Below are 26,829 nucleotides of genomic sequence, written 5' to 3'. Positions count from 1 at the left end.
CTATACTCACTCCAATATTTTTTCTTCTGTATTCAATTCAATGACCTCTCCATCAAAAGCATTCACGAAGAGATCCGTTTCGCCATCAATGACCACCCACCAAGTTGGCACAAGTAAATGTGACACAGATGTCGTCTGCAGCGAATTATAAAAACCCAATTTTACATTCGTGACTTTGCTTTTGGGATCAATATCACCATTCTGATACAATGCTCCAATAGCCGTTAAAGCAGACTTCAATTCTTTAGGTTTATTGAATTTTTTGATCCCCTCTAAATACATCTGTTCATAGGAAACGATTTCACCCTTCTTGTTCAGATATAGAGTGACCTTCCCTTTACTATTATTAAAAAACATCTTTTTATCTGCCACTTGATAGCAGATGATGGTCTGGCTGATTTCATCATAGCTCCAAAAATGATACTCACTTCCATTTAATATATACTCCTTCAGGAATATATCAACGTCTGCAGCCTGAATTTCCTCTTTCATGCCAACCGGTATCTTAAATGTACCCACAAGCTTCTTATCATCGATGATTTTTGCTTTTTGATTCTTTAGGTGCTGTATATCTTTCTTCTCAAAGGTCTTGCTTTGGGCAGTCAGGAATTGATCCGACTTTTGTTTCGGAAGTGGGGTTTCTATTGAAATCTCCTCTTCTTTCAAAAGTTCATCCGTAAGAGGCTCCGTTAAGCTTTCTAATTGGGAGTCATTAATCTTTTCCAGGAATTGATAAAGAAGAAAAATATTCAAAACGAAGAAAACCATGATGAAAATCGACTTTGTATTATTCCAATCCACTTTGATCGCCTCCCGTATCTTCATCAAAAGGCACAATAAACCATTTATCGCCGATACGATAATACCAAGTGGGCTCAAGTGTAACTAGAGTTACAAGTTTGGAATCCAGGGATTTATCCAGTTTATAGCCTATCGAGATGTCCTCCACACTTTTGAAATCGATATTATCTTTCGATTTCAGCTGATTCACTACTTCTTTACCGCTTTGTAAAATCTCTGGCGATCCTACTGACGGGAGGACTGAGTCCAGTTTAAAATATGGACGGTCATAGCTATAAATTTCTTCTTTCCCCCAAATTTGCTCGATTTCTGTCATTCCGGATTCATTGAAGGTCGGATAACCATTTACGAATAAGCGGAATACCACTCGTTGCTCATTCTCCGACATATAGGCAAAGCGGTAATTGTTATCTTCCCAACCAGCATGATCATTGATGAACTCAATGCCTTTTTGGAGAAGGGCACTGGGACTGCCAAATAACTTTCTCTTTTGTGCCGGATTGATATAAGAAATTAAGTAATTGTCTTTATTGACCGTCATAAGTCTTGTTCCATCCGTGTATTCCTCACCGACCGAAACGGGTTCCTGTCGTACATACTTCGGATTAATAAATAGAGCGCTTTTAAGGTCTCCAATATCCAAATAGTCTATATAATATTCAAGTCTATTGATCTCCACTGGGTTTTCCGGGACGAACAGCGTCCTTTTGCTGTTTATCGTTTCGGCCGTGTATTCAGGGTGCTTATCGTAAGAACCCTGATAAAATGAATCCATGAAATTCCTTAGTTTTTTAGAGTCAACCATGCCTTGATAAATCTCCCCTTGATCATAGGAAACAAAATAAACAGCAGATACATTACCACTGATATCCTTTTGCTTAATGATGATTCGATCAAACGAAAATTTAGGCACTTCCGTATCCGCTATATTCAATACCGTTTTATAAAGAGAGATGGGGATCTCATCGGAAAATTCGATTTCGATTGATCCATCTTCATGGACAAAATCGTCAAATTTCCTTTGCAGCCTTTTTACGGATACCTCTTTTATGCCGCTGAAACGCCATTGTAAAAATTCATTTTCCATTTCATTGATTTCTGCCGGGCTGGAAGTCTGGAAATGCTGTCCATTGCCATGGAAAAGAATACTGACTGGTTTAATGACATCACTGACAATCTGGACATCGCTTTTAATCTTTATAAATTCCGACGATTGTTCAAATAGATCATATTCAGGCTCGTACGTCCAAATGCTCCATGTCAAAAAAATGCTTGTCCCAACCAAAATAATCAGTATTATACTTTTTGCACGTTCAAAATTCATGACCAATCATCCTCTTCTTCCTGTTCGTAAGGAAGTGTAAAGAACACGGTAGTTCCTTTTCCATCCACACTTTCCGCCCATATTTTCCCGCCATGCGCCACGACCATTTCTTTTGCAATCGCTAAACCAAGCCCTGTCCCGCCTAAGTTACGGGCCCTTGCTTTATCCACACGGTAGAAGCGGTCGAATATTTTATCAATGACGTTTTTCGGGATACCCACTCCTTGATCTGTAATGCTCACAATGATAAAGCCATCAGATGCCCTGACGCGGAAAGTCACTTGACCCCCTTCAGGTGAATACTTTAATGAGTTGGAGATTACATTATAGAGAACCTGGGTGATTTTATCTTCATCAATATCCACAAAATAAGCTTCCTTCGGCAAATCACGCTTAAACGTGATGTCATCATTTTTCGTCATTTCAAAACGATCGATGATGTGGTCATAGAATTTATTGAAATTCACCCAGCCGGTTTTAAGCCTGTAATCTTTACTGTCCATTTTCGAAAGCTGCAACAGATCATTAACAAGCCTGATCATTCGCTCCGTTTCATTTTGGGTCACACTTAAAAAGGATGGAGCGATTTCCTCGTCCTTCCATGCACCTTCAGCCAATGCCTCCAGGTAACTTCTCATCGTCGTTAACGGAGTTCGCAGTTCATGTGATACATTCGCAACGAATTCCCTGCGTTCACTCTCGATTTTTTCCTGCTCTGTTATATCATGCAAAACAGTGATCAAACCATTAACGAATCCCGTTTCCTTTTGAATGACCGAAAAGTTCCCCCTCAAAACGAAAGGATGATTTTTTTTGCTGTAATCAAGGATGATGGACTCTCGCTCTTCCAGTAAATCCTCAAATTTATATTCTTCTTCAAGACCCAAAACCTCAATGATCGGTTGGTTCATGACGGTTTCACTCGAGACATTCAATAATTGTGCCGCCGGTTCATTAATCAAGTTCACCCGACCGCGCCTGTCCGTTGAAATTACGCCATCCGTCATATTGGCAAGGACAGATGATAGCTTACGCCGCTCTCCCTCTGTGCTTGATTGCGACTCTTGAAGCTTTTTGGTCAAATTATTGAAAGTGACGGCAAGCTGGCCAATTTCATCATCGCCATATACCCTGACTTTTCTGGAGAAATTCCCTTTTGCCATCACAAGGGCCTGTTTTCTCATATCAGACATGGGTCTAGTGATCGTTCGTGCGAGCAGGATCCCCAAGATGGCCGTAATGACTAAGGCGATGGCCGTACCCGTCATGAAGATGCTATTGATTTCATCCATCTGCTCAAAGACATTTTCCATCTCAGCTATTACATAGACGGCACCAATGACCTCCCCATTTGCTTCAACGGGTGTCGACAGGACCCAGAGCCGCATGCCTGTTTTCTTATCCCGAAATATATCACTATCTTCTTTTCCAAAAGTGAGCGTATTCTTAATGAGGACCTCTGTCGTCTTCTTCCCTACAATATCCTGGTTACCTCGGGCTGAAGTTCCGATCACGCGTCTGCTGCGGGTGTCGATGACACGTACTTCCGAAATATCATTCGATGAATTATCCCGGTCTTTCAATATCGCATCAATCGCTTCTTCGAGGGTCGGATCTTCCTCTCCCCTCTCTTTTTCCATTTCTTCACCTATACTGTAGGTAAGCAGGTTAACGTGACCTTTTATTGATTTCGTAAAGTTCCCGACAAGATTTTCTTCCAATTCCCCAACAAAATATACCCCGATTATTTGCATCGCCACGAAAATGAGCAATACATAAATCAGAACAAATTTAAAATGAATTGAGCGAAAAAAACCAACCTTTTTCATAGAAACTACTCCTGTTCAGGGTTACGCAGGTAATAACCGACCCCTCTTCTAGTTACAATCCAGCCAGGATGGCTTGGATTGTCTTCAATCTTCTCACGAAGACGTCTGACCGTTACATCGACCGTACGCACATCCCCGAAATAATCATAGCCCCACACGGTTTGTAATAAGTGCTCCCTTGTCATGACCTGACCGATGTGCTTCGCTAAGTAATGAAGCAACTCAAATTCGCGATGCGTCAATTCAATCGTATCGCCCCGCTTGGATACCACATACGCATCCGGATGGATGGTGAGCGTTCCTATCGTGATTTCCTTCGGTTCATTTTCTTGATCGGGAACCGGAACAGCTTGCTGACGTCTAAGGTTCGCCTTAACGCGGGCAATTATTTCCCGGGTACTAAATGGCTTTGTCACATAGTCGTCTGCACCAAGCTCCAATCCTAAGACCTTATCTATCTCTGAGTCTTTTGCCGTTAGCATGATGATCGGCGTCTCATACTTCTTCCTTACTTCCCTGCAAACTTCCATCCCATCGCGCTGCGGCAGCATGATATCAAGTAAAATCAAATCAGGTTGCCGTTCTTCCACCATTTTGAGGGCTTCATTGCCATCATAAGCACAAAAAACTTCGTAACCTTCTTTTTTTAGATTGAATTGTAATATATCAGCAATTGGCTTTTCGTCATCCACTACCAGAATCTTTTTATCCATGTACTTATCTCCTTTTTTAATAACTGAACTGAATCTATTAAAAACCGTGTCCTTATCCGGGACCTTATTCACTTTTCCTTCTGCTTGCACCAAGCTTAGCAACCTGGTTTTAGCAAAGTTACATATATATACCCAATAAAGGGGCTGAACACCGGAATGAAAGCAAATTGTCTCTATTCTACTTTATCATTTTATAGGCATTAAATCACCTTTTTCCTATTATTCTCATCTATATGAAACAGAAGAAGTCTTCGAATATTTTTCGAAGACTTCCATCGATTACTGACTTATATAGTTAAGCGGATTAACGAGAGACCCGTTTTTATATATTTCAAAATGGAGGTGGACACCGGTCGAGTGCCCTGTTGAACCCATCATGCCAATTTTCATGCCTTTTTCAATCTTTTGTCCCGCTTTTACATCAATTGAATCTAAATGGGCATACACAGTCCTATACCCATTATTATGATTGATCGTTATCTTATTTCCATATCCTCCGGAGTTCCCGGCAGTTTCGATTATCCCATGATCCGCTGCCGTTATGGTCCTGGTGGTTGGCCGTGCAATATCGATACCTTTATGAAGCTTCCCCCAGCGCTGGCCCTGCTTACTGGAAATATAGCCCCCATCTGCAGGCCACGAATATGTACCGCTTCCCTGTGAAGGAATGACCTTGGTGCCTTTTCTGGTGATTTCTGTTTTGGCTTTTTCCGTGACTTCTTTTTTTACGATCGTTTCACTGATTTTCTTCCCATTTGTTTCAGATACATTATAGGTGAACCCAAGGATCCCCTCATTCCCTATTTGGTCAGTAATGAGTTCGCCCTTTGGAAGTTCGTCATCCTCCTTCACTTTCTTTTCAAAAGGAATCCTCTCTTCCTTAAATACTTCTCTTTCTACCATTACGTTCACATAGGGGTTACGCTGGGTCACATAGAGACGCTCGCCCTCTTTAATACCTTTGTCCTCATCCTGTCCCGGATTCAGCTCCAGCAGTTGATCCAGATCCATATCATGCCTAGTGGCAATGGCTTCAAGGTCCTCATTTTCCTTAGCCTCATAGATCGTCTTTACTTCCTTTCCTTCTTTTATCATGGAAAGGGTTTTATCGACACTCTTGATTTCGTCTGGATATACCATTGTCTCTTTAAACGTAACGGGAAGTGAAAATTCGATGTCCAGAATTCTGCTTCCTGGCTCTTTTAACGGATCCACATCTTTTTCACTTTCTTTTGTACCTGATTCGTATTCAGCGTATTCCTCTTCATTTACATATAATAAAATGATTTTCTCCAGAACGTCCTCTGCATCTTCCTTTGACGCAACATAAGCGACCGCCTGATTATCTATGTCGATTTCATACGCCTCTGCCTTCACATGCCACTGATCTTGAATTCCCTTAACAGCCTGATCCTCTTTAATATCTTTATCGAATACCTCTTCAGGTACGAACTTCAGCTGTGTCTCCTTATCGAATGTAAAGTCAGGATAATCCTCCTGTGCTTCTTCTACCTTATCGGCTACGATGTTTTCGATTTCCGTTTCATCCGTCACACTGCCGACGAACTCATCGTTAAGATAAACATGCTGAATGGTTGTAGTTTCCGATATCCCCGCAGCAGTTACCCGATTACCTGCAAGCACTAAAATGACGGAAACCATCAACAGGATGATCCCCTTGCCTTTTGAGCTAAACATATATTGTCCTCCTTAACGGCTCAGTCACCAATTAAGAAACTAATCAAATTTATTTTGAGATTTATTAGTCCAATTTAAATATCCAGATGCTTATGACTGATTTCTATAATGATTTTTATCACTCATAACTCTACCATATTAAGAAAAAAAACAAGAAACAGACTTCATAATGTAATAGAACTGTATAAATGGTGACAACTTGTACCAATAGATATGGTAATGGGGAAAGTTCAATAAACTGAGGAAAAAGGAATGGGCCTAAGCCCAGTAAGGTTAAAAGCGAGTTTTAGTCCGAATTGGCCGAAAATGGTATGTTACAAATTGTTAACAATCTATTAACAAGATTTCATTCAGAATACTCTGGACGCAAAACAAAAAAACGCCCTAAAGGAAAGGCGTTTATACAAGGATGGCTCAGGACGGAATCGAACCGCCGACACAAGGATTTTCAGTCCTTTGCTCTACCGACTGAGCTACTGAGCCAAATATTCTATTTTAGAATAAAAATAAAATGGCGGTCCCGACGGGAATCGAACCCGCGATCTCCTGCGTGACAGGCAGGCATGTTAACCGCTACACCACGGGACCAGTAAAGCATTTATATAAAGAAGTGACCCATACGGGATTCGAACCCGTGTTACCGCCGTGAAAGGGCGGTGTCTTAACCGCTTGACCAATGGGCCGGAAAAAATGGTGAGCCATGAAGGATTCGAACCTTCGACCCTCTGATTAAAAGTCAGATGCTCTACCAACTGAGCTAATGGCTCGTTCTATTGAAATGTTTCTTTGCAGGATGGTAACTTAACATCTGCAGATTGTTAATGGCTTGTTCTATTGTGACGACGCTTTTGATAATATCATGGATAATATAGTTTAGGCAATAGTTTTTTGAAATAAAATTATTTTTTTCTTATCTTTTTCATTTTCCCTACATTTTTGTTCCTTTCATTCGGTATCCCGGACCTCCAGTATCGATAATAATAATGAAAGAAGAGCCGGCAAAAAAAGCCAGCTCCTTTTTCATGAATTACGCTAGACGCCAAGGGCTTCTCACGACATTTGTTTGGTTACGGTCAGGACCGACAGAGAAAGTGGTCAAAGGAATGCCTACCAATTGAGATACGCGCTCTACATAGTGGCGAGCGTTCTCTGGAAGCTCATCCAATGATTTACAACCAGTGATGTCTTCTGACCAGCCTGGTAGTTCTTCATAGACTGGTTTACATTCGCCAATCGCTTTCAAAGTCGCTGGAACCTCATGAATGATTTCGCCTTTGTATTCATAGGCCACACAAATTTTAACCGTATCAAGACCTGATAATACGTCAATCGAGTTCAATGATAAATCGGTAATCCCGCTGACACGGCGAGCATGGCGAACGACAACAGCGTCAAACCAGCCTACACGGCGCGGTCTGCCTGTAGTTGTACCATATTCACGGCCAATTTCCCGGATTTGGTTGCCGACTTCATCATGCAATTCTGTAGGGAAAGGACCATCGCCCACACGGCTTGTGTATGCTTTACATACTCCAACCACATGGTTGATTTTCGTAGGACCTACACCAGAACCGATCGTAACTCCACCTGCAACCGGGTTAGATGAAGTGACGAATGGGTATGTTCCTTGATCGATATCAAGCATGACACCTTGTGCACCTTCGAATAATACCCGTTTTCCTTCATCAAGTGCGTCATTCAATACAACGGATGTATCACAAACATATTTCTGCACTTGTTGTCCGTACTCATAGTACTCTTCCAAGATATCTTCGATTTTGAAACCTTCCGTTTCATAGAAACGTTCGAACATACGGTTTTTTTCGACAAGATTTTGAGACAATTTTTCCTCGAAAATTTCACGGTCCAAAAGGTCTGCCATACGGATTCCGTTACGAGCAGCTTTGTCCATATATGCAGGGCCGATTCCCTTTTTAGTCGTTCCAATTTTGTTGGCGCCTTTACGGTCTTCTTCGACTTCATCCAATTTGATATGGTAAGGAAGAATGACATGTGCACGGTTCGAGATACGAAGATTATCCGTACTCACCCCATGGCTATGTAAATAAGCAAGCTCCTCTACAAGAGCTTTTGGATCAACTACCATACCATTTCCAATGACACAAATCTTATCACTATAAAAAATCCCTGACGGAATTAAATGCAGTTTATAGGTAACGCCGTTAAATTTAATTGTATGCCCTGCATTATTCCCACCTTGATAACGAGCGATGGCTTCCGCATTCTGGGATAGAAAATCTGTTATTTTACCTTTACCTTCGTCTCCCCATTGTGTACCGACTACTACAACTGATGACATCTGAATAAAGCACCTCCAAAGGTTCACGTAATACCGATCATTAACCGGTTCTTATCAAACAAACCTATTTTATCAATAATCCAAACTGGAAGTCAATACAAAATCCGAACAATACACTTTTTAAAAAATTCTTTGTTCGTAAATATGAGAAATTTCTTCCCGATCTTTTTGGATTGTCATACATTATTGTACCCTCTGATTTCTTTTTCTATTATCATAAGGGCCTTTCTTTTTCCCGAAACAGAGAAAGCCCGCCATTACATGAATGGCAGGCAGTCCCCTATGCGCCGGGAGACATCGAATCATCATCGAAGCGGCGTTCGAGGTTAACGAATTTATTATATTCTTTTACGAATGCAAGCGAAACCGTGCCTACCGGACCATTACGCTGTTTCGCTATAATGATTTCGATGATATTTTTATTCTCGGATTCTTTATCATAATAATCATCACGGTATAAGAATGCGACGATATCGGCATCTTGCTCGATACTCCCGGATTCCCGGATATCAGACATCATCGGGCGCTTATCCTGACGCTGCTCCACTCCCCGCGATAGCTGGGAAAGGGCAATGACGGGCACTTTAAGTTCACGGGCGAGCGCTTTGAGTGAACGTGAAATCTCGGATACCTCTTGCTGACGGTTGTCGCCTGAACGACCATCGCCTTGGATTAACTGCAGGTAATCGATCAATATCATGCCAAGACCATGTTCCTGCTTCAAACGACGGCATTTGGAACGGATTTCACCAATCCTCACACCTGGCGTATCATCGATATAAATGCCGGCATTCGACAAGCTTCCCATCGCCATCGTCAGTTTACGCCAATCCTCATCAGTTAAGGAACCTGTCCGTAAATTCTGGGCGTTGATATTTCCTTCAGCACAGAGCATACGCATAACGAGCTGCTCTGCACCCATCTCAAGACTGAAAATCGCTACATTCTCCTCCGTTTTGGTCGCAACGTTTTGAGCGATATTCAATGCAAAAGCGGTTTTACCAACCGAAGGACGGGCACCAACTATGATTAGGTCATTACGTTGGAACCCTGCTGTCATTCGATCCAGTTCAGCAAACCCTGTCGGTATTCCCGTGACATCCCCTTTACGGTTAGTCAAAACTTCTATGTTATCGTACGTCGCAACCAATACATCCTTAATATTTTGAAAAGACCCGGAATTTTTACGCTGGGCCACTTCCATGATCGTTTTTTCTGCTTCCCCGAGCAGCTCCTCGACCTCGTCCTCGCGACTGTAGCCTTCCTGAGCGATGTTAGTCGCTGTCCTGATCAAACGGCGCAGCAATGACTTCTCCTCGACGATGCGGGCATAATATTCAATATTGGCCGCGGTAGGCACCGATCCGGCCAATTCACTTAAATAAGAAACCCCGCCAACTTCCTCAAGGTTTTTTGTCGCAGCCAATTCCTCTGTCACCGTAATCAAATCGACAGCTTTTCCTTCGTCATTCAATTTAAGCATCACATTAAAGATCTTTTGATGAGAGCTTCTGTAAAAATCCTCCGGAATCAAAACTTCCGATGTAACGGTCAATGAAGAGGGCTCAAGAAAAATGGCTCCTAGCACAGCCTGTTCGGCTTCTATATTTTGTGGGGGAATCCTATCCTGAAATTGTTCTATCATATCTTAAAACCTCCCATTCTAAGAGGATACCTTTTATATGTTTCTAGTAAAAAAGAAAAAAGTGAAAGGACAACGTGCCCAATCACATTTTTCGTCTATCTCTATTTTATCAATTTTTCACAGATATGAAACAGCTAAAATTAGTTAATTTCTTTCACATGCACAGTGAGTGTCGCAGTGACTTCAGGATGAAGCTTGACTGGAAGCTTTGTATGCCCTAAAGTGCGGATGCCTTCAGCAAGCTCCATTTTACGTTTATCAACCTTGATACCGTGTTTTTTCTGAAGCTCCGATGCAATTTGTTTAGTCGTGATGGAACCGAATAAACGCCCGCCCTCACCAGCTTTGGCAGAAAGTTCAACCGTTAATTTCTCCAGCTGGACTTTCAATTCCTCAGCTTGCTGCAGCTCTTCCGCTGCAAGTGATTCTTCTTTATTTTTCTGGGCTTCCAAAGTTTTTACATTTGAATTATTTGCTTCAACGGCCAATCCTTGTTTAAGCAGGAAATTATGTGCATAACCATCTGCAACATTTTTAACTTCCCCTTTTTTCCCTTTACCTTTAACGTCTTTAAGAAATATTACTTTCATTCTTTTTGTCCCCCTTCTAAATATTCATCAATTGCTGCTTTCAATCGGCTTTCGGCTTCATCAATGGAGCATACCTGTTGGGTGGCGGCATTCGTTAAATGTCCGCCTCCATTCAACATTTCCATGATCACCTGTACATTGATATCACCAAGAGAACGCGCACTTATGCCAACTGTATCATCAGATCGCTTAGCCATTACAAAGGAAGCGACAACGCCATCCATGGTCAATAGGGTGTCCGCAGCCTGAGCAATGAGCACCTGATTATGAACCTGGTCGGTTTTTGCCGCGGCAATGGCAATCCCCTTTTTATAAAAAATGACTTCTTCAATGAGCTTCGAACGTTTGATATAGGTGTCCACGTCTTCTTTTAAGAATTTCTGGACAAGTACCGTATCAGCTCCATGCGCCCTTAGATAGGAGGCTGCATCGAAAGTACGTGATCCCGTTCTTAAGGTGAAGCTTTTCGTATCGACGATGATACCTGCAAGAAGTGCCGTAGACTCCAACATATCAATCTTTGAGCGTTTTGGCTGATATTCAAGCAGTTCGGTCACAAGTTCTGCTGTTGAAGATGCATATGGCTCCATATAGACGAGCAATGAGTTCTTGATGAACTCCTCACCCCGGCGATGATGGTCGATGACCACAACCTTATCGATCCTATTCAATAACCGCTCTTCAATCACCATGGAAGGTTTATGTGTATCGACCACAACCAGCAAGGTCTCATCCGTAATCATTTCAAATGCATCATCAGGTGTTATGAACCGGGAATACAGCTCTTCTTTATTTTTGATCTCTTCCATTAAACGAAGGACACTGCTATCGAGCTGCTGGGTGTTTATGACAATATAGCCTTCACGTTCATTCATTTGGGCAACTTTCAAGATCCCGATCGCTGAACCGATTGCGTCCATATCCGGGTTTTTATGGCCCATGACAATGACTTTATCGCTATCAAGGACTATATCCTTCAATGCATGGGAAATCACACGGGCACGGACCCTCGTGCGTTTTTCCATCGGATTGGTTTTGCCGCCATAGAATTTCACTTTTCCATTCGCTTGCTTTATGGCTACCTGGTCACCGCCCCGCCCTAAAGCGAGATCCAAGCTGGACTGTGCAAGCGTACCTAGTTCCGGCAGGGATGAAACGGCCGAGCCGACCCCGATGCTCAAGGTCAATGGTACATTTTGCTTGGCCGTCGTTTCCCTGATTTCATCCAAAATCGAGAATTTCCCCTTTTCAAGCTGCTGAAGGATATGCTCATTAAATACAGCGATGAATCGTTCCGAGGAAACCCGTTTAAAGAAAACGCCATTATCCCTTGCCCACTTATCAAGAAGTGAGGTAACCAAGCTATTAATGCTGCTTTTACGCTGATCATCCATACCCTGTGTCAAGTCATCATAGTTATCAAGAAGAATGATCGCAATTGCCGTTCGCTCATCTTCATATAATTTCTCAATTTCCACTTGCTCCGTTACATCAAAAAAGTAAAGAAGCCGTTCATCACGCTTATGGACCACCTTGAATTTCCGATCGTGGAGCGTAAGTGTCTCTGTCTCGATCTCTTGCTTGATTAACGGTACTATCGAGTCCGCAACATCGTATAGCGATCTTCCTGCCAAGGAGTCTTCACTAAAACAAGAAGCCAGGAATGGATTGGTCCATTCAATATAATAATCCTCATTAAAGAGCATGATCCCAATCGGCATTTCCAATAACGCTTCCTCGCCCACCTTCTTTAAACGGTAGGATAAAGTCGTTATATACTCTTCTGTCTTCCGTTGCTTTTTTTCTACCATTCTTAATGTTAAATAAAATAAACCAGCAAGAATCAATAGTCCAACAAGTGCAATAACCCAATTATAATAAGCCAGTACGCCCAAAAGTAAAACGACTGCGGCCAGCACCCCATATAATGGGGACTTAATCGAGTATTCTTTCAAATAAGATGGCATAGTTTCAGCTCCTAAAAGCATCTGTTTTACAAAAAAGTCTCTATTCCTTTTTCTTGATTGTCTCCCTAAAAGGAAAGCCTAAATCTATTATACCTAAAAATCGGACGGCCGTCGTTATAATCGGGATCGGCAGAAGCAAAGAAAAAACCACGATTAAAACAGGTATCGCCTTAACCCATGACTTAACATGAGCGATATAGAATATCAGGGAATATCCTTGTAATAAAATGAAGAACTGCAGTATGAAAAATAGGTTCGTTATGGCCATATATACAAAACTGTTCTTGTCCGTATTCACAAAAAGAGCAAGAAGCATCGTAATTAAATAATACCATAAAAGACTTTTCGGGAGTCGCAGATCTCGAAAATGGGGCCATTTTAACGCCTTATCACTGAATCTCTTCACAACGGGATGCGCCGCAAAGAAAATCAATAAAACCATGATGACGGACATCAAGACGAACAAACTTGGCATCAGCGTGTTCATCATATCGATCGATTCATACATCCGCTTTTTGACTTGCTCCGTCGGTGCCTGTCCAAAAGAATCCATGATGCCGATTGTATTTTCAATGGACCCCTCAGCCATGTTCATCGATTCTTCTATGTAATTAACATCCGTTATCAACACTGAAGCTGCATATATTAATAAAATGCCTCCCAGGAAGACAAGGACTGCGCTTATGAACATAGGTGCCATCGGTTTGTCCTTTTTCAAAAAATAGCCGATAGCGATTCCCGTTGCCCCCATGAGCAAGGTCAGCGGAACAGACAATATCGTCCCGATGAGGATCGACAATAACGAGGCTACAAATAAGTAACCAAGGCTCCATGATAACTTTTGTTTGATTGTGACCAGTATGAATGGAATGGGTAAAAAGAAAGTAGTGAAAATACCCAATAGTGGGATTTGAATGGTGATGAACAATAAAATGCAATATAGTGCCAGAAGTGCTCCGCCCTCGGCAATTCGTCTCCCGCTATTCATCTTTATTTCACCCCCCTGTTATTATTGATGTCTTATCTCCATCTTTATATTGTATCCGTTACGGCCAGGATATTTCAAACATCACAGTCTTTTTTAGGATATGAATATTTTTTCTGAGGAAAACAACCGGATAACTTCCTTCTGAAATAAAAAAAACCGCAATTCAGCGGTTTTCAGGCATAAGTGACAACTTATGAAAAAGGCACATTAAGGATAACTCCTCAATGTGCCAATTTATTATTCACCAGATACATATGGTAGTAATGCCATAGTACGTGAGCGTTTAATAGCAATCGTTAATTTACGTTGATATTTAGCGCTTGTGCCAGTTACACGACGTGGTAAAATTTTACCGCGTTCTGAGACGAATTTTTTAAGAAGATCTACATCTTTGTAATCAATTTTAGTGATTCCGTTAGATGTGAAATAACAAACCTTTTTACGCTTACCGCGTCCTTTACGTCCACCCATTGCCATAATAAATTTCCCTCCCTGCTTTTTGAATTTTCATTTTAAACGGATGTTTAAAACGGAAGATCGTCATCTGAAATGTCGATTGTCTTACCGTCATTTGCAAACGGATCATCATCTACACGAGTGTAGTTGTTATTGCTCCGTTGATTCTGATTTGGATTTTGTCCATACGAATTGTTGTCATTTCCGTTATTTCCATAACTTCTTTGACCTCCACCGTAAGAACCGCCTTCATTTCTTTCACCCGCTGAACTGCTTCGTGGTTCAAGGAATTGAACGCTCTCAGCCAGAATCTCCGTCACATATACGCGTTTGCCGTCTTGTCCTTCATAATTACGTGTTTGGACACGTCCATCCACGCCAGCTAAACTGCCCTTTTTCAAGAAGTTAGCTACATTTTCTGCCGGTTTACGCCAAACTACACAGTTAATGAAATCCGCTTCACGTTCACCCTGCTGATTCGTAAAACTACGGTTCACAGCTAAAGTAAAGGTAGCTACAGGAACTCCATTAGGTGTATATCGTAATTCAGGATCTTTAGTTAAGCGTCCTACCAAAACTACGCGATTCATCATCAGAATCAACCCCTAGGTTTCAAGCTTGTTTCATGTGAAACAAGATTAGAATTTATATTAATATCGAATTAAACTTCTTCTCTAGTAGCCATGTGGCGAATAATGTCTTCACTGATTTTAGCAAGACGATCGAATTCTTGAATCGCAGCACTTTCAGCGTTAACTTTAAGAAGCATGTAGTAACCATCACGGAAATCATTGATTTCATATGCAAGACGGCGTTTACCCCATTCTTTTGCTTCTACTTCCGCACCATTATCAGAAAGGATTGTGTTGAAACGTTCAACTAAAGCTTTTTTAGCTTCTTCCTCAATGTTTGGACGGATGATATACATAATTTCGTATTTTCTCATCACTGTCACCTCCTTTTGGTCTAAGCGGCCCAATTGGGCAAGGAGCAATTATTTATAATTACTCACAAGATAAAATTATAGCATAGTTAAAGAGGCTTTGCAACGAACGGTTCGACTTATTACAATTAATTGTAATCTAATGACCGTTGATTTCCACTTCAGGCACCCGCTTTTTCCGGAGACTCTTACCTTCCGTTCCAATCAACTTCTTTTGTCGACAAACTGAAAGACCCTACATATGGAATGGTAGGGTCTTTGGTTCTTAAACGTTAAAACGGAAATGGATGACATCGCCATCGTTAACGATGTATTCTTTTCCTTCCAAACGAACTTTACCCGCCTCTTTTGCGGCACCATGACTGCCCGCTTCAAGTAAATCGGTATAAGAAACCGTTTCGGCACGGATGAAACCGCGTTCGAAGTCCGTGTGAATGACGCCGGCACATTGAGGGGCTTTCATTCCTTTTCGGAATGTCCAAGCACGCACTTCCTGTACACCAGCTGTAAAGTATGTTGCCAATCCAAGCAGATTATAAGAAGCACGGATCAACTGATCAAGACCTGACTCCTCGATACCAAGTTCAGATAGGAACATTTCCTTTTCTTCACCTTCAAGCTCTGCAATCTCTTCTTCGATTTTGGCACAAATCACGATTACTTCGGCATTTTCCTTAGCGGCATATTCACGAACTTGCTGTACATATTCATTATCGTCTGCATTCGCCACTTCATCTTCGCTCACGTTCGCCACGTAAAGCGTCGGCTTCGCTGTAAGTAAATGCATGCCCTTCACGATTTTTTGCTGCTCTTCAGTAAACTCGACGGTACGTGCAGGCTTTTCATCTTCCAATGCTTCTTTTAAAGCCACAAGGATTTCATGTTCTGCCACAGCGGCTTTATCTTTTTGCTTGGCCATTTTTCCGACACGGTCGATGCGTTTGACAACAGATTCCAAATCGGCAAGGATCAATTCAAGGTTAATGACTTCGATATCATCGATTGGATTTACTTTTCCGGAAACATGGGTAATGTTATCGTCTGCAAAACAACGGACGACTTGACAAATTGCATCCACTTGACGGATATGGGAAAGGAATTTATTACCTAATCCTTCTCCTTTACTTGCTCCTTTTACAATCCCGGCGATATCCGTGAATTCAAATGCTGTCGGAACCGTTTTTTTCGGTTTTACCAATTCAGTCAATTTTTGCAGACGGTGATCTGGCACTTCCACAATCCCGACATTCGGATCGATCGTACAGAAAGGATAGTTGGCAGATTCCGCACCTGCCTGAGTAATTGCATTAAATAAAGTGGATTTACCTACGTTAGGCAAACCGACTATACCAGCTGTTAAAGCCATTTATATTTCACTCCTTCAAGATGATTCGTACATATGGGAAAAGAACTGATCTTCTATAAAGACCATCCAATTACCTAAACCTTTCCCAATTATAGATTTCGCTTCCTAAAAAGACAAGTAAATCATGAGAAACGCCAGACTACTTTCACTCAAAAAAAAAGCATGATCACTCCTCATGCTTTTGCAGAATTTTTTTCATTTTCTTCGCGAATTCACGTCGAGGCAGCATCACGCTATGACCGCATCCTTCACATTTTATCCGGATATCCATTCCGATCCGTATAATTCTCCACTTATTCACTCCACAGGGATGTGGTTTCTTCATTTCCACAATATCCTTAAGTGCAAATTCCTTTTCTTCCATAACCATGAGCCCCCCAATTCTATGACTCGCTGCCATTGTACGTAGATTTAATCCCACTTGAATCAAGCGCAGCACTTATTTCTTTTCTTAATATCCTACTGATTTCAATGTGATGCATCGGCTTTGTTTCCGCTTTAATCCGAAAGACGATTTCTTCAGGACTGATTTTTTCAATTCCCAAAAATTCAGGTGCTTTGATCAAGGCATCGTATTTGCCTTCCATACTGTTTAAAAGATCAATCAGCACCTTCTCAGCGCGCTCGGTCGATCCATCGTTAGGTATAGTCACATCAATAATAGCCATACTATTTAAAATCGAATAATTCGTAACCTGGATGATGCTGCCGTTGGGTATGAAGTGCAATTCACCTGCACCGCTTTTAATTTTCGTCGTACGAAGCCCGATTTCAATGACTTCCCCTTCAAAATTATTGATTTTAATATAATCCCCAACCGAGAAATGATCTTCAAAAATAACGAAAAACCCGGTAATTATATCCTTGACCAAACTTTGTGCACCAAACCCAATGGCCAAACCGAGAACACCAGCACCAGCTAGTAATGGCATTACATGAAGTCCAAGAATCTCCAGGATCATCAACAAGGCAATGAAATTGATGACATAGGTAATGATATTTTCCAGCAATTTAATGAGTGTCGCTTCCCTGCGTTCCGATACCCGAATGGGACTTCTTAAACGTGCTTTGAAAAATTTATTCAGAATAGTCTTTCCTATTCTAATAATAATACGCGATAACAGCAGAACAAGGAAGATTTTAATAATGCCCTCGCCCATCAGCAGCCATATCCTTTCATCCAATATCTCTTTTGTAACGTTATCATAAATGCGGTCCATATTTTCCTCCTGCCTAATGTAAATAACAGCAAAACTTTTATTTCTTCGACGTATTCCTCTCCCCCCGTGCGTGGAGGTAACCATGAATTAGAGAGATTTTCTCTATTTTATCAATAAATAATGGTTTCTGGACAAAAAAATTATGGGTATATAGTTAATACAATTAGAAATTTTTTACCAAATATTAAAGATTATTTACTAGAAAGTATAGATGAAAGCAATTGGTAGAGGATAACGTCAATTCATATCCCCTTCACCTGTTTGAATGTTATACAAAAAATTCCCTCATCCATCATGTTAAATACCGTATATTTTCCCCTTTTTATCCGTATACTGTAATACCAAATAAAGTAAAGGAGTTGAGCCGATGAATCTGAATTCTAGTCTATTTAATAATAATAAAAATAGATTGAGTCGCATCCTGCATGAAGATACGGATGCATCCAAACAAATTTCCCAGGAATTAATCAACCTCCTACCAACAGGAAAGCTTCAACCAATCGTCATCGTCTGCATAGGCACAGACCGTTCCACAGGCGATTCACTCGGACCACTTGTCGGCACTCTGCTTAGTGAAAAGGCTGAAAACAGTTCTTCTTCATTCCATGTTTATGGTACTCTGGATGACCCTATACATGCGATGAATTTACAGGAAAAATTAAATGAAATTAAAAAGATTCATGCCAATGCCTTTATAGTCGGAATCGATGCTTGCTTGGGAAAAATGAAAAGCGTCGGCATCGTTCAGATCGGCCAGGGACCAGTTAAGCCAGGTGCCGGGGTCAATAAAGATCTTCCTTCCGTCGGAAATGCCCATATTACAGGAATTGTGAATGTAAGTGGATTCATGGAGTTCATGGTCTTGCAGAACACGCGTCTTAATCTTGTGCTAAAAATGGCCAAAACCATTGCCGAGGGGATTTATGAAGCACAAAAACATTATCCAATAAAACCTTCCATCACTCCTTTCACATGGGCATTCAAGCAAGAAAAAACCCTTTGATCGGTGTTTGCTATCATAAAAAAGAAGGAAGGGGCCATCCCCTTCCTTCTTTTTTTTATACATAATACATGAAAGTAACCAAAATGGCAGTGATCATTATGCCCGGAAGCAGATTCGCGACCCTGATTTTGGTGACACCGATAATATTCAAACCAATTGCCAAAATCATGACTCCCCCAGTTGCCGTCATTTCCAATATGAAGGAATCCATTAAAGCAGTTGGGATCATCGTATTGATCTGCCTTGAAAAAACCGCCAGGAATCCCTCATAAATAATGATCGGAAATGCTGAAAAAAGTACACCTATGCCTAGCGTGCTGGCGAGGACCAGTGCTGTGAATCCATCGATTATCGCTTTTGTTATCAAGACGTCATGATCATTCCTGATACCGCTATCCAGGGCACCGATAATGGCCATCGCCCCAATCCCAAATATGAGAGTAGCCGTTACAAACCCCTGAGATATCGAGGTTCCTTCCTTTGCTTTCATCCTGCGTTCAATCCAATTGCCTAAAGAATTGAGCCTGCCCTCAAGATTCATCCATTCACCCAGGACAGCCCCGCCGACAATACTTAAAATGACAACAAGGAAATTATCGCTTTTAAACCCCATCTGTAACCCTAAGACCATCACGGCCAAACCGATACCGCTCATGACCGTTTCTTTTATCTTTTCAGGTATATGTTGTAAAAACCTTCCTAAAATCGAACCGATTAAAATGCAGGCACCATTCACCAAAGCCCCTAATAATACCATCTCATCCACCTAATTTTCTGCATATGTCTTCATGATCTTTTCATAAGGGGATCTAAGAGGAAAGGTTCTCTTGATCGATCAAGTTCAAAATTCTCTCTAAATCTTCTTTTGAAAAGAATTCTATTTCTATCTTACCTTTTTTCTTGCTTTGTTTGATCGTTACGCTCGTTCCTAGTCTTTCACGCAGACTTGTCTCCCGTTGCTTTATGAAGATATCTTTTTTCTCTTGTTTCTTAGGTTTGGTTTCACGTGAAACGGTATCATTCAATTGATGTATATATTGCTCTAGCTGTCTGACATTCATACCTTCCTTGAGGATTTTATCCACTACCGGCTTAAGCATCTCTTTTTTCTTTAAACCTAGCAATGCCCGGCCATGCCCCATGGAAATTTCCCCGTCGGAGATATATCTCCTAATCCCTTCAGGCAAAGATAGTAATCTAACATGGTTTGCTATATGGGGTCGGCTTTTACCCAGCCGGTTGGCCAGCTGCTCCTGGGTAAATTCCAATTTTTCAAGGAGCGTTTGATAAGCTGCAGCCTCCTCGATCGGATTCAAATCCTCCCGTTGCAGGTTTTCCAAAATGGCCAGTTCCATCATCTGCTGTTCACTCAATTCCCTCACAACGACCGGAACTGTCTTTAAACCAGCCTCCTTGGCAGCACGATAACGCCTTTCACCAGCCACGATTTCATATCCCTTAATACTTTTCCGGGCAATAATCGGCTGTAATATCCCATGCTCCATGATGGATTGCTTTAATTCCTCTATAGCTTCAAGCCGAAAGCTCTTTCGGGGCTGATAAGGATTTGGCCTTAATTCCCTTAATTTGATTTCGCGCACGATTTCATCTTTACTGATCTCCCCACTGTTGAAAAGTGCGTTAAGTCCTTTGCCAAGCCCTTTAGCCATTTGATACCACTTCCTTTGCCAATTCTAGATAGACCTCCGCTCCTCGTGACTTTGGATCATATATAATTATAGGTTCTCCATGGCTCGGTGCCTCACTCAACCGGACATTGCGGGGAATGATGGTTTGATAGACTTTATCCTGAAAGTATTTTTTGACTTCTTCTATGACCTGGAGACCTAAATTTGTTCTTGCATCCAACATCGTCAATAGCACACCCTCGATTTTTAAATCATGGTTCAAATGCTTTTGGACGAGTCGGACTGTATTCAATAGTTGACTCAAACCCTCCAATGCATAATATTCACATTGTACCGGAATCAAAACAGCATCGGCAGCCGTTAGGGCATTAAGCGTAAGCAAACCCAATGATGGAGGGCAGTCAATCACAATGTAATCGTATTGGCTTTGCACCTCTTCTAACGCCCTTTTTAATCGGACTTCCCTTGATATGGTTGGCACAAGTTCAATTTCTGCACCTGCAAGTTGAATTGTCGCAGGTATAGCATATAGGTTTTCTACCTTTGTTTCCATGATAACGGTACTGGCCTCAACATCATCAACCAATACATCATAAATACATTGTTCCACATCCGCTTTGTCAATACCTGCACCGCTTGTCGCATTTCCCTGCGGATCAATATCGACCAATAAGACTTTCTGTCCTATGTATGCAAGACAAGCACTTAGACTGACAGAAGTTGTCGTTTTTCCAACACCGCCCTTTTGATTGGCAATGGCGAGAATCTTACCCACGAATTCACCTGCTTTCGACTATCTTCCTGACGCTATATCTATTGATTTTTACCGTAAATCCATTTATTTCTTTCTATTTTATCATGAATGTTACTGGAAGAAATCGTTTTCTGAAATTCCTCTTAAAATTTGAAATATATCTAAAAACATTAAAATTCCGGGGTTTTTATAAGTGGAAAAAGCCAGTTTTGGAGAGAAAATAAAAAAAGCTTGGTAATCGGAGACTACCAAGCGGGCTAAGGATAGGGAATCAAGTTTTTTTCTTGGGTATTTTAATCGTGAACTGATAATACTCCTCGAATTCTTCTTCCTCTGCATCCAAATTTATTCCATTGTCTGTAACCATACTGAGTGATTGGCGTATGGTATTAACGGCAATCCTCATGTCTTTGCTAAACGCTTTTCGCTTAGGTTTCGGCTTCTGCACAGTACCCGTTAAGAGCTTGACGACCTGCTCTTCGGTCTGCTTGACGTTTAACCCTTTTTCGATGATTTCCAAAAGCAGTTTCAACTGCTTTTCAGGACTCTTTAACGGTATCAACGAGCGGGCATGGCGTTCCGTAATTTGCTTTTGAAGAAGTGCATCCTGAACCTCTTGTGGCAGCTTAAGCAGCCGAAGCTTATTTGCCACGGTAGATTGACCTATTCCCAGTCTTTGTGCCAGAGCTTCTTGGGTTAAACTATGCAGCTCCAATAGTTTTCCGTAAGCCAAAGCTTCTTCAATCGGTGTCAGTTCTTCACGCTGAAGGTTTTCTATCAGCGCAACGGAAGCCGTTTCTGTATCGGTGAAATCTTTGATTATGGCAGGTGCCAATTCCCAGCCAAGCTTTTGCATGGCCCGGAAACGACGCTCACCTGCAATGATTTCATATTTCCCCTGACCATAAGCCCTTACTACAATTGGTTGAATGATCCCATGTGTATGGATCGTTTGAGCCAATTCGGCAATTTTATCGTCATTAAAAACGGTCCTTGGTTGAAATCGATTAGGCACAATATCAGAAATGGAAATTTTTCTTATCTCTTCATTATTATTGCTAGGTGTCTCCATCTCTAGTTGCTCTTCTTCTTTTTCGCCAAACCCAAAGAACCGCGAAAAAGGATGCTTCATCTTCCTACACCACCTTTTAAAACTCCCAAATAACATATTCTCTATTTAAAGGACAAGTCCTGCATACATTTCCCGACATGGTTATACATATGGCCCTTCGCTGTAAAAAACATGTCGACTGGCGCCATCAAGGCAATTATGAGGAATGGACGGCCAGTTATTATAAATATCGGCTGGCTTTCCCAAAATTATTTCCCTGAATCAGCAAGCTAAGGGCACACGTTTTAACCTGTACCGAAAATGCCCCTCGTTGGCCAATGCAGTATTAAGTGAAAATAATAAGGTCATACTTTTATAGTAAAAGAAAATAAGGGCAAGTACCAGCCATATATATCTGAATCTTCTGCGCTTACTATGAAAACATGCGCATCGTACAGAGGTTATTCAATAGGCTGCTTATTCGGTGTCCCTGGTTTTCTTGGGTATTTTTTAGGAGTCTTCTTCACTTTTTTCACAGTAATGATGTTTCTTTCACTATTTTCCTCTGGCAATGTGAAAGGATGAATTTCTTCGATTTCTCCGCCTAACGTAAAAATGGCCTTCTTCCCATTGTCCATTTCATCTTGTGCACTAGCCGCTTTCATGGCAATGAACGTCCCATCCAGTTTAACAAGCGGCAAACATAGTTCACTTAAAACCGACATCCTGGCTACAGCCCTCGCCATGACAATATCATAGGATTCGCGATGCTCCTGTTTTTGGGCGAAGGTTTCCGCCCGGTCATGATAAAAGGAAACTCCCTTTAATTGTAAGGAATCCGCAAGGTGATTCAAAAAGGAAATTCGCTTGTTCAAGGAATCCACAATCGAGACGTGGATATCAGGGAAACAAATCTTCAATGGAATACTCGGAAATCCAGCTCCAGCCCCGACATCGCAAATTCGATATGATTCGTTAAAGTCAAAATAGAAGGCTGCACTGATTGAATCATAAAAATGCTTAAGATAAACTTCTTCTTTATCAGTGATGGCTGTTAAGTTCATCTTTTCGTTCCATTCCACCAATAATCGATAATACGTGTCAAACTGATCAAGCTGTTGAGGAGAAAGCTCGATTCCTTTCTCCAGCAGTGCTTGTTGGAACTGTTCAATATTCATGTTTTTTCAATCCTTTTCGGGTATTTCCGTTACTGAGATACTCTGGCAATTTTACCTTGTTCCAAATAAACAAGCAAAATGGAAACATCAGCGGGATTCACACCGGAAATTCTTGAAGCCTGAGCTACTGATAGCGGGTGGACCTGCTTTAATTTTTGACGTGCTTCCGTTGCAAGACCAGAAATTGCATCATAATCGATATTCTCTGGAATCTTTTTATTCTCCATTTTTTTCAGGCGATCGACCTGCTGCAAGGATTTTTCGATGTATCCTTCATACTTGATCTGGATTTCGACCTGTTCCGTCACTTCTTCACTCAGTTCGACATCACTTGGCGCCAACTTCTGAATATGGGAATAATCCATTTCAGGCCTTTTCAATAAATCGGAGGCACGGATTCCATCCTTTAACTCACTGCCGCCACTTGCAGTAATGACTTCTTGTACCTCTTTGGTCGGTTTGATGAAGTTTGATTTCAGTCGTTCCTTTTCGATTTCAACCGCTTCTTTTTTCATAAGGAAACGATTGTAGCGTTCTTCTTTGATCATTCCGATATTGAATCCAATTTCCGTTAAGCGTAGATCGGCATTATCATGACGCAATAATAAACGATATTCTGCACGTGAAGTCAGCAATCGGTATGGTTCATTCGTGCCTTTCGTTACAAGGTCATCTATGAGAACACCAATATAGGCATCCGAACGGCTTAAAATCAGTTCTTCTTTCCCCATTGCATTCAATCCTGCATTAATACCCGCCATCAAACCTTGTCCTGCTGCTTCCTCGTAGCCGGATGTCCCATTAATTTGGCCAGCAGTATAAAGATTTTTGATTTTCTTCGTTTCAAGTGTAGGCCATAGCTGCGTAGGAACGATAGCATCATATTCAATTGCATATCCAGCACGCATCATTTCCGCCTTTTCAAGTCCCGGAATTGTTTGCAGGATTTTCACTTGTACATCTTCAGGCAGACTGGTGGATAAACCTTGCACATAAACTTCCTTTGTATTGCGACCTTCAGGTTCCAGGAAGATTTGATGCCGTGGTTTATCATTAAAACGAACGACTTTATCTTCTATCGATGGACAATAACGCGGTCCGGTCCCTTTAATCATTCCGGAATACATTGGTGAACGGTGTAGATTCTCATCAATGAGCTGATGTGTACCCTCATTCGTATAGGTTAACCAGCATGGCAATTGATCCGTTATGAACTTTGTTGTTTCATAAGAAAATGCACGCGGCACTTCATCGCCAGGCTGAATTTCCGTTTTGCTGTAATCTATGGAAGAACTATTCACACGTGGCGGCGTTCCTGTTTTAAAACGGACCAAATCAAATCCTAACTGCTCCAAGTGTTCAGAAAGCCTGATGGAAGGCTGCTGATTATTAGGGCCGCTTGAATATTTCAGTTCCCCTAAAATGATTTCACCGCGTAAATATGTTCCCGTCGTGATTACGACAGTTTTCGCACGGTATACCGCGCCTGTTTTAGTGATGACACCCGTACATACGTCGTTTTCAACAATTAATTCCTCTACCATTCCTTGAATCAATGTCAAATTTTCTTGGTCTTCTATCGTCTTTTTCATTTCTTGCTGATAGAGAAATTTATCTGCCTGTGCCCGCAGCGCACGAACAGCCGGACCTTTTGCCGTATTGAGCATCCTCATTTGAATATGGGTCTTGTCGATATTCCTTCCCATTTCTCCGCCTAAAGCGTCAATTTCCCTAACGACTATCCCTTTTGCCGGCCCGCCAACGGAGGGATTGCATGGCATAAAGGCGACCATATCCAAGTTAATGGTGATCATCAATGTTTTAGCTCCGACTCTTGCAGCTGCAAGACCTGCTTCACTGCCAGCATGACCGGCACCAATAACAATGACATCATAGCTACCTGCTTCGTATTGCATATCCTTTTCCTCCTTTTACGCTTATTTTCCTAAACAAAATTGAGAGAACAATTGGTTGATCAAATTATCCTGAACGCTTTCGCCAATGATTTCTCCAAGCAGCTCCCAGGCTTTTGTGAAATCGATTTGAACCAAATCAACCGGCGTACCCATTTCAATAGCATCGATTGCATCTTCGATAGACTGTAATGCCTGTCCCAGCAAAGCTATATGCCTTGCATTTGAAACATAGGTCAGGTCTCCCGTTTCTAAAGAACCTTCGAAAAATAAAGAAGCGATGGCTTCTTCCAATTCATCGACCCCTCGATCTTCCAGTAATGAAGTCGTAACAATTTTATGGGATGCCGCCTTTTCCTTAACCTTTTCCATATCGATTTTTTGCGGAAGGTCTGTTTTATTGATGATGACGATAACATCCATTCCCTCAACCGCTTGAAATAGTTTCTCATCTTCAGTAGTGAAATCATCGGAATAGTTCAAAACAAGCAATATTAAATCAGCTTCTTTTAATACTGCACGAGACCGTTCAACTCCAATTCGTTCAACTATGTCTTCCGTTTCACGAATTCCTGCTGTATCGACAAGTTTAAGCGGTACACCGCGAACATTGACATACTCTTCAATAACGTCACGTGTTGTACCTGGAATATCAGTGACGATCGCTTTATTTTCATGAACTAAGCTGTTAAGCAAAGAAGATTTTCCGACATTAGGGCGACCTATGATTACGGTCGCAAGCCCATCCCGAAGTATTTTCCCCTGTTGGGCCGTGTGAAGCAGTTTCTCGATTTCATTCTTCACAAACCTGCCCTTTTCCAAAAATAAACGATGCGTCATTTCTTCGACATCATCATATTCCGGATAATCTATATTTACCTCGACTTGAGCGAGGGTCTGTAAAATTTCTTGACGCAGATTTTGGATTAATTTCGAAAGCCGGCCTTCCATTTGACCTAATGCAACATTCATGGCTTTATCCGTTTTAGCACGGATTAAATCCATAACGGCCTCAGCTTGAGAAAGATCGATCCTGCCGTTCAAAAAAGCCCGTTTCGTAAATTCACCAGGTTCCGCTAAACGAGCACCTTGTGAGAGAATAAGCTGCAGTACCCGATTGACCGAAACGATTCCACCGTGACAATTTATTTCAACTACATCTTCCCTTGTAAATGTCTTTGGACCCATCATGACCGAAACCATGACTTCCTCTATGATTTCACCTGTTTTAGGCTGGATAAGGTGGCCATAATGAATCGTATGTGATTTCACTTCAAGCAATCCTTTTCCACCTGGTCCTTTAAAGATCCTGTCGGCTATTTCTATGGCCTCATCACCGCTGATTCTAACGATGGCGATTGCCCCTTCCCCTAAGGGAGTTGAGATAGCGGTGATTGTATCGAATTCCATGCTTTCACCTC

At 41.5% G+C, this 26,829-nt stretch carries 24 protein-coding genes and 4 tRNA genes; 1 reads left to right on the top strand and 27 read right to left on the bottom strand.

What is annotated here, in order from left to right; translation table 11 throughout:
* Positions 1–6 precede the first annotated feature (6 nt).
* The 20 genes from ACIQYG_RS03605 to ACIQYG_RS03510 all read right to left on the bottom strand — a co-directional run bounded on the left by ACIQYG_RS03605 (position 7) and on the right by ACIQYG_RS03510 (position 17,860).
* A complete protein-coding gene (locus ACIQYG_RS03605; RefSeq protein WP_402835514.1) occupies positions 7–801 on the bottom strand; it encodes a two-component system regulatory protein YycI in 795 nt (264 codons plus the stop codon).
* The gene (locus ACIQYG_RS03600; protein ID WP_402835513.1) at positions 788–2,125 is read right to left on the bottom strand and encodes a YycH family regulatory protein; all 1,338 of its coding nucleotides are present in this window, start codon (positions 2,123–2,125) and stop codon (positions 788–790) included. The genes ACIQYG_RS03605 and ACIQYG_RS03600 overlap by 14 nt, the downstream gene beginning before the upstream one ends.
* A complete protein-coding gene (gene walK / locus ACIQYG_RS03595; protein WP_402835512.1) occupies positions 2,122–3,954 on the bottom strand; it encodes a cell wall metabolism sensor histidine kinase WalK in 1,833 nt (610 codons plus the stop codon). Before walK ends, ACIQYG_RS03600 begins: the two co-directional genes overlap by 4 nt.
* Before the next feature lie 5 nt (positions 3,955–3,959).
* Positions 3,960–4,667, bottom strand: a complete 708-nt coding sequence (gene yycF / locus ACIQYG_RS03590) for a response regulator YycF (RefSeq protein WP_034316131.1) — start codon at positions 4,665–4,667, stop codon at positions 3,960–3,962.
* A 279-nt stretch (positions 4,668–4,946) separates the two neighbouring features.
* A complete protein-coding gene (locus ACIQYG_RS03585; RefSeq protein WP_402835511.1) occupies positions 4,947–6,365 on the bottom strand; it encodes a peptidoglycan DD-metalloendopeptidase family protein in 1,419 nt (472 codons plus the stop codon).
* Between the two features lie 410 nt (positions 6,366–6,775).
* Positions 6,776–6,848, bottom strand: a tRNA-Phe gene (locus tag ACIQYG_RS03580).
* A 29-nt stretch (positions 6,849–6,877) separates the two neighbouring features.
* A tRNA-Asp gene (locus ACIQYG_RS03575) sits at positions 6,878–6,953 on the bottom strand.
* A 23-nt stretch (positions 6,954–6,976) separates the two neighbouring features.
* Positions 6,977–7,048, bottom strand: a tRNA-Glu gene (locus tag ACIQYG_RS03570).
* 8 nt (positions 7,049–7,056) lie between these two features.
* Positions 7,057–7,132, bottom strand: a tRNA-Lys gene (locus ACIQYG_RS03565).
* Between the two features lie 260 nt (positions 7,133–7,392).
* Positions 7,393–8,685 carry an adenylosuccinate synthase gene (locus ACIQYG_RS03560; RefSeq protein WP_034316136.1) on the bottom strand — a complete coding sequence of 431 codons (1,293 nt, stop codon included), beginning with the start codon at positions 8,683–8,685 and terminating at the stop codon, positions 7,393–7,395.
* Between the two features lie 280 nt (positions 8,686–8,965).
* Positions 8,966–10,330, bottom strand: coding sequence for a replicative DNA helicase (dnaB, locus tag ACIQYG_RS03555; protein ID WP_098370315.1), 1,365 nt, complete (start codon positions 10,328–10,330; stop codon positions 8,966–8,968).
* Positions 10,331–10,470: 140 nt separating this feature from the next.
* Complete coding sequence (rplI, locus tag ACIQYG_RS03550; RefSeq protein ID WP_034316140.1) at positions 10,471–10,920, bottom strand: 50S ribosomal protein L9; 450 nt, start codon at positions 10,918–10,920, stop codon at positions 10,471–10,473.
* Positions 10,917–12,887, bottom strand: a complete 1,971-nt coding sequence (locus ACIQYG_RS03545; RefSeq protein WP_402835510.1) for a DHH family phosphoesterase — start codon at positions 12,885–12,887, stop codon at positions 10,917–10,919. Before ACIQYG_RS03545 ends, rplI begins: the two co-directional genes overlap by 4 nt.
* A 40-nt stretch (positions 12,888–12,927) precedes the next feature.
* Complete coding sequence (locus tag ACIQYG_RS03540; RefSeq protein ID WP_402835509.1) at positions 12,928–13,875, bottom strand: YybS family protein; 948 nt, start codon at positions 13,873–13,875, stop codon at positions 12,928–12,930.
* 237 nt (positions 13,876–14,112) lie between these two features.
* Entirely contained in the window at positions 14,113–14,352 is a 240-nt protein-coding gene (gene rpsR, locus ACIQYG_RS03535) for a 30S ribosomal protein S18 (protein ID WP_034316147.1), read from the bottom strand.
* A gap of 47 nt (positions 14,353–14,399) precedes the next feature.
* Complete coding sequence (ssb, locus tag ACIQYG_RS03530) at positions 14,400–14,924, bottom strand: single-stranded DNA-binding protein (protein WP_057278276.1); 525 nt, start codon at positions 14,922–14,924, stop codon at positions 14,400–14,402.
* 68 nt (positions 14,925–14,992) lie between these two features.
* Positions 14,993–15,277 carry a 30S ribosomal protein S6 gene (gene rpsF / locus ACIQYG_RS03525; protein WP_034316153.1) on the bottom strand — a complete coding sequence of 95 codons (285 nt, stop codon included), beginning with the start codon at positions 15,275–15,277 and terminating at the stop codon, positions 14,993–14,995.
* A gap of 262 nt (positions 15,278–15,539) precedes the next feature.
* A complete protein-coding gene (gene ychF / locus ACIQYG_RS03520) occupies positions 15,540–16,640 on the bottom strand; it encodes a redox-regulated ATPase YchF (protein WP_076368500.1) in 1,101 nt (366 codons plus the stop codon).
* 166 nt (positions 16,641–16,806) lie between these two features.
* Positions 16,807–17,004, bottom strand: coding sequence for a DUF951 domain-containing protein (locus ACIQYG_RS03515; protein ID WP_402835508.1), 198 nt, complete (start codon positions 17,002–17,004; stop codon positions 16,807–16,809).
* Positions 17,005–17,023: 19 nt separating this feature from the next.
* Positions 17,024–17,860, bottom strand: coding sequence for a mechanosensitive ion channel family protein (locus ACIQYG_RS03510; RefSeq protein ID WP_402835507.1), 837 nt, complete (start codon positions 17,858–17,860; stop codon positions 17,024–17,026).
* A gap of 367 nt (positions 17,861–18,227) precedes the next feature.
* On the opposite strand from ACIQYG_RS03510, the gene yyaC reads away from it, so the two are divergent.
* A complete protein-coding gene (gene yyaC, locus ACIQYG_RS03505) occupies positions 18,228–18,863 on the top strand; it encodes a spore protease YyaC (RefSeq protein ID WP_402835506.1) in 636 nt (211 codons plus the stop codon).
* Between the two features lie 55 nt (positions 18,864–18,918).
* On the opposite strand, the gene ACIQYG_RS03500 is transcribed toward yyaC, so the two are convergent.
* From ACIQYG_RS03500 to mnmE, 7 genes are all read right to left on the bottom strand, one after another.
* Complete coding sequence (locus ACIQYG_RS03500; protein ID WP_402835505.1) at positions 18,919–19,620, bottom strand: DUF554 domain-containing protein; 702 nt, start codon at positions 19,618–19,620, stop codon at positions 18,919–18,921.
* Positions 19,621–19,672: 52 nt separating this feature from the next.
* Positions 19,673–20,533, bottom strand: a complete 861-nt coding sequence (locus ACIQYG_RS03495) for a ParB/RepB/Spo0J family partition protein (protein ID WP_402835504.1) — start codon at positions 20,531–20,533, stop codon at positions 19,673–19,675.
* A complete protein-coding gene (locus tag ACIQYG_RS03490; RefSeq protein ID WP_402835503.1) occupies positions 20,526–21,287 on the bottom strand; it encodes a ParA family protein in 762 nt (253 codons plus the stop codon). The genes ACIQYG_RS03495 and ACIQYG_RS03490 overlap by 8 nt, the downstream gene beginning before the upstream one ends.
* 250 nt (positions 21,288–21,537) lie before the next feature.
* Positions 21,538–22,398, bottom strand: a complete 861-nt coding sequence (gene noc / locus ACIQYG_RS03485; protein WP_034316169.1) for a nucleoid occlusion protein — start codon at positions 22,396–22,398, stop codon at positions 21,538–21,540.
* Between the two features lie 380 nt (positions 22,399–22,778).
* Positions 22,779–23,495 carry a 16S rRNA (guanine(527)-N(7))-methyltransferase RsmG gene (gene rsmG, locus ACIQYG_RS03480; protein ID WP_402835502.1) on the bottom strand — a complete coding sequence of 239 codons (717 nt, stop codon included), beginning with the start codon at positions 23,493–23,495 and terminating at the stop codon, positions 22,779–22,781.
* A gap of 29 nt (positions 23,496–23,524) precedes the next feature.
* A complete protein-coding gene (gene mnmG, locus ACIQYG_RS03475; protein WP_402835501.1) occupies positions 23,525–25,411 on the bottom strand; it encodes a tRNA uridine-5-carboxymethylaminomethyl(34) synthesis enzyme MnmG in 1,887 nt (628 codons plus the stop codon).
* 21 nt (positions 25,412–25,432) lie between these two features.
* Positions 25,433–26,818, bottom strand: coding sequence for a tRNA uridine-5-carboxymethylaminomethyl(34) synthesis GTPase MnmE (gene mnmE / locus ACIQYG_RS03470; protein ID WP_402835500.1), 1,386 nt, complete (start codon positions 26,816–26,818; stop codon positions 25,433–25,435).
* Positions 26,819–26,829 lie beyond the last annotated feature (11 nt).

This window comes from Peribacillus sp. NPDC096622, assembly GCF_044762665.1.
GTDB lineage: Bacteria > Bacillota > Bacilli > Bacillales > DSM-1321 > Peribacillus > Peribacillus frigoritolerans_B.
This window is presented reverse-complemented; position numbering and strand designations above follow the sequence as displayed.

Bases quoted from the DNA above. Each gene is read 5' to 3' on its own strand.
- ACIQYG_RS03600 (WP_402835513.1), bottom strand. From the start codon at position 2,125: ATGAATTTTGAACGTGCAAAAAGTATAATACTGATTATTTTGGTTGGG.
- ACIQYG_RS03545 (WP_402835510.1), bottom strand. From the start codon at position 12,887: ATGCCATCTTATTTGAAAGAATACTCGATTAAGTCCCCATTATATGGG.
- ACIQYG_RS03495 (WP_402835504.1), bottom strand. From the start codon at position 20,533: ATGGCTAAAGGGCTTGGCAAAGGACTTAACGCACTTTTCAACAGTGGG.
- mnmG (WP_402835501.1), bottom strand. From the start codon at position 25,411: ATGCAATACGAAGCAGGTAGCTATGATGTCATTGTTATTGGTGCCGGT.
- mnmE (WP_402835500.1), bottom strand. From the start codon at position 26,818: ATGGAATTCGATACAATCACCGCTATCTCAACTCCCTTAGGGGAAGGG.
- dnaB (WP_098370315.1), bottom strand. From the start codon at position 10,330: ATGATAGAACAATTTCAGGATAGGATTCCCCCACAAAATATAGAAGCC.
- yyaC (WP_402835506.1), top strand. From the start codon at position 18,228: ATGAATCTGAATTCTAGTCTATTTAATAATAATAAAAATAGATTGAGT.
- rplI (WP_034316140.1), bottom strand. From the start codon at position 10,920: ATGAAAGTAATATTTCTTAAAGACGTTAAAGGTAAAGGGAAAAAAGGG.
- ACIQYG_RS03560 (WP_034316136.1), bottom strand. From the start codon at position 8,685: ATGTCATCAGTTGTAGTAGTCGGTACACAATGGGGAGACGAAGGTAAA.
- ACIQYG_RS03515 (WP_402835508.1), bottom strand. From the start codon at position 17,004: ATGGAAGAAAAGGAATTTGCACTTAAGGATATTGTGGAAATGAAGAAA.
- rpsF (WP_034316153.1), bottom strand. From the start codon at position 15,277: ATGAGAAAATACGAAATTATGTATATCATCCGTCCAAACATTGAGGAA.
- ACIQYG_RS03500 (WP_402835505.1), bottom strand. From the start codon at position 19,620: ATGGTATTATTAGGGGCTTTGGTGAATGGTGCCTGCATTTTAATCGGT.
- ssb (WP_057278276.1), bottom strand. From the start codon at position 14,924: ATGATGAATCGCGTAGTTTTGGTAGGACGCTTAACTAAAGATCCTGAA.
- noc (WP_034316169.1), bottom strand. From the start codon at position 22,398: ATGAAGCATCCTTTTTCGCGGTTCTTTGGGTTTGGCGAAAAAGAAGAA.
- rsmG (WP_402835502.1), bottom strand. From the start codon at position 23,495: ATGAATATTGAACAGTTCCAACAAGCACTGCTGGAGAAAGGAATCGAG.
- yycF (WP_034316131.1), bottom strand. From the start codon at position 4,667: ATGGATAAAAAGATTCTGGTAGTGGATGACGAAAAGCCAATTGCTGAT.
- ACIQYG_RS03540 (WP_402835509.1), bottom strand. From the start codon at position 13,875: ATGAATAGCGGGAGACGAATTGCCGAGGGCGGAGCACTTCTGGCACTA.
- ACIQYG_RS03510 (WP_402835507.1), bottom strand. From the start codon at position 17,860: ATGGACCGCATTTATGATAACGTTACAAAAGAGATATTGGATGAAAGG.
- rpsR (WP_034316147.1), bottom strand. From the start codon at position 14,352: ATGGCAATGGGTGGACGTAAAGGACGCGGTAAGCGTAAAAAGGTTTGT.
- walK (WP_402835512.1), bottom strand. From the start codon at position 3,954: ATGAAAAAGGTTGGTTTTTTTCGCTCAATTCATTTTAAATTTGTTCTG.
- ACIQYG_RS03585 (WP_402835511.1), bottom strand. From the start codon at position 6,365: ATGTTTAGCTCAAAAGGCAAGGGGATCATCCTGTTGATGGTTTCCGTC.
- ychF (WP_076368500.1), bottom strand. From the start codon at position 16,640: ATGGCTTTAACAGCTGGTATAGTCGGTTTGCCTAACGTAGGTAAATCC.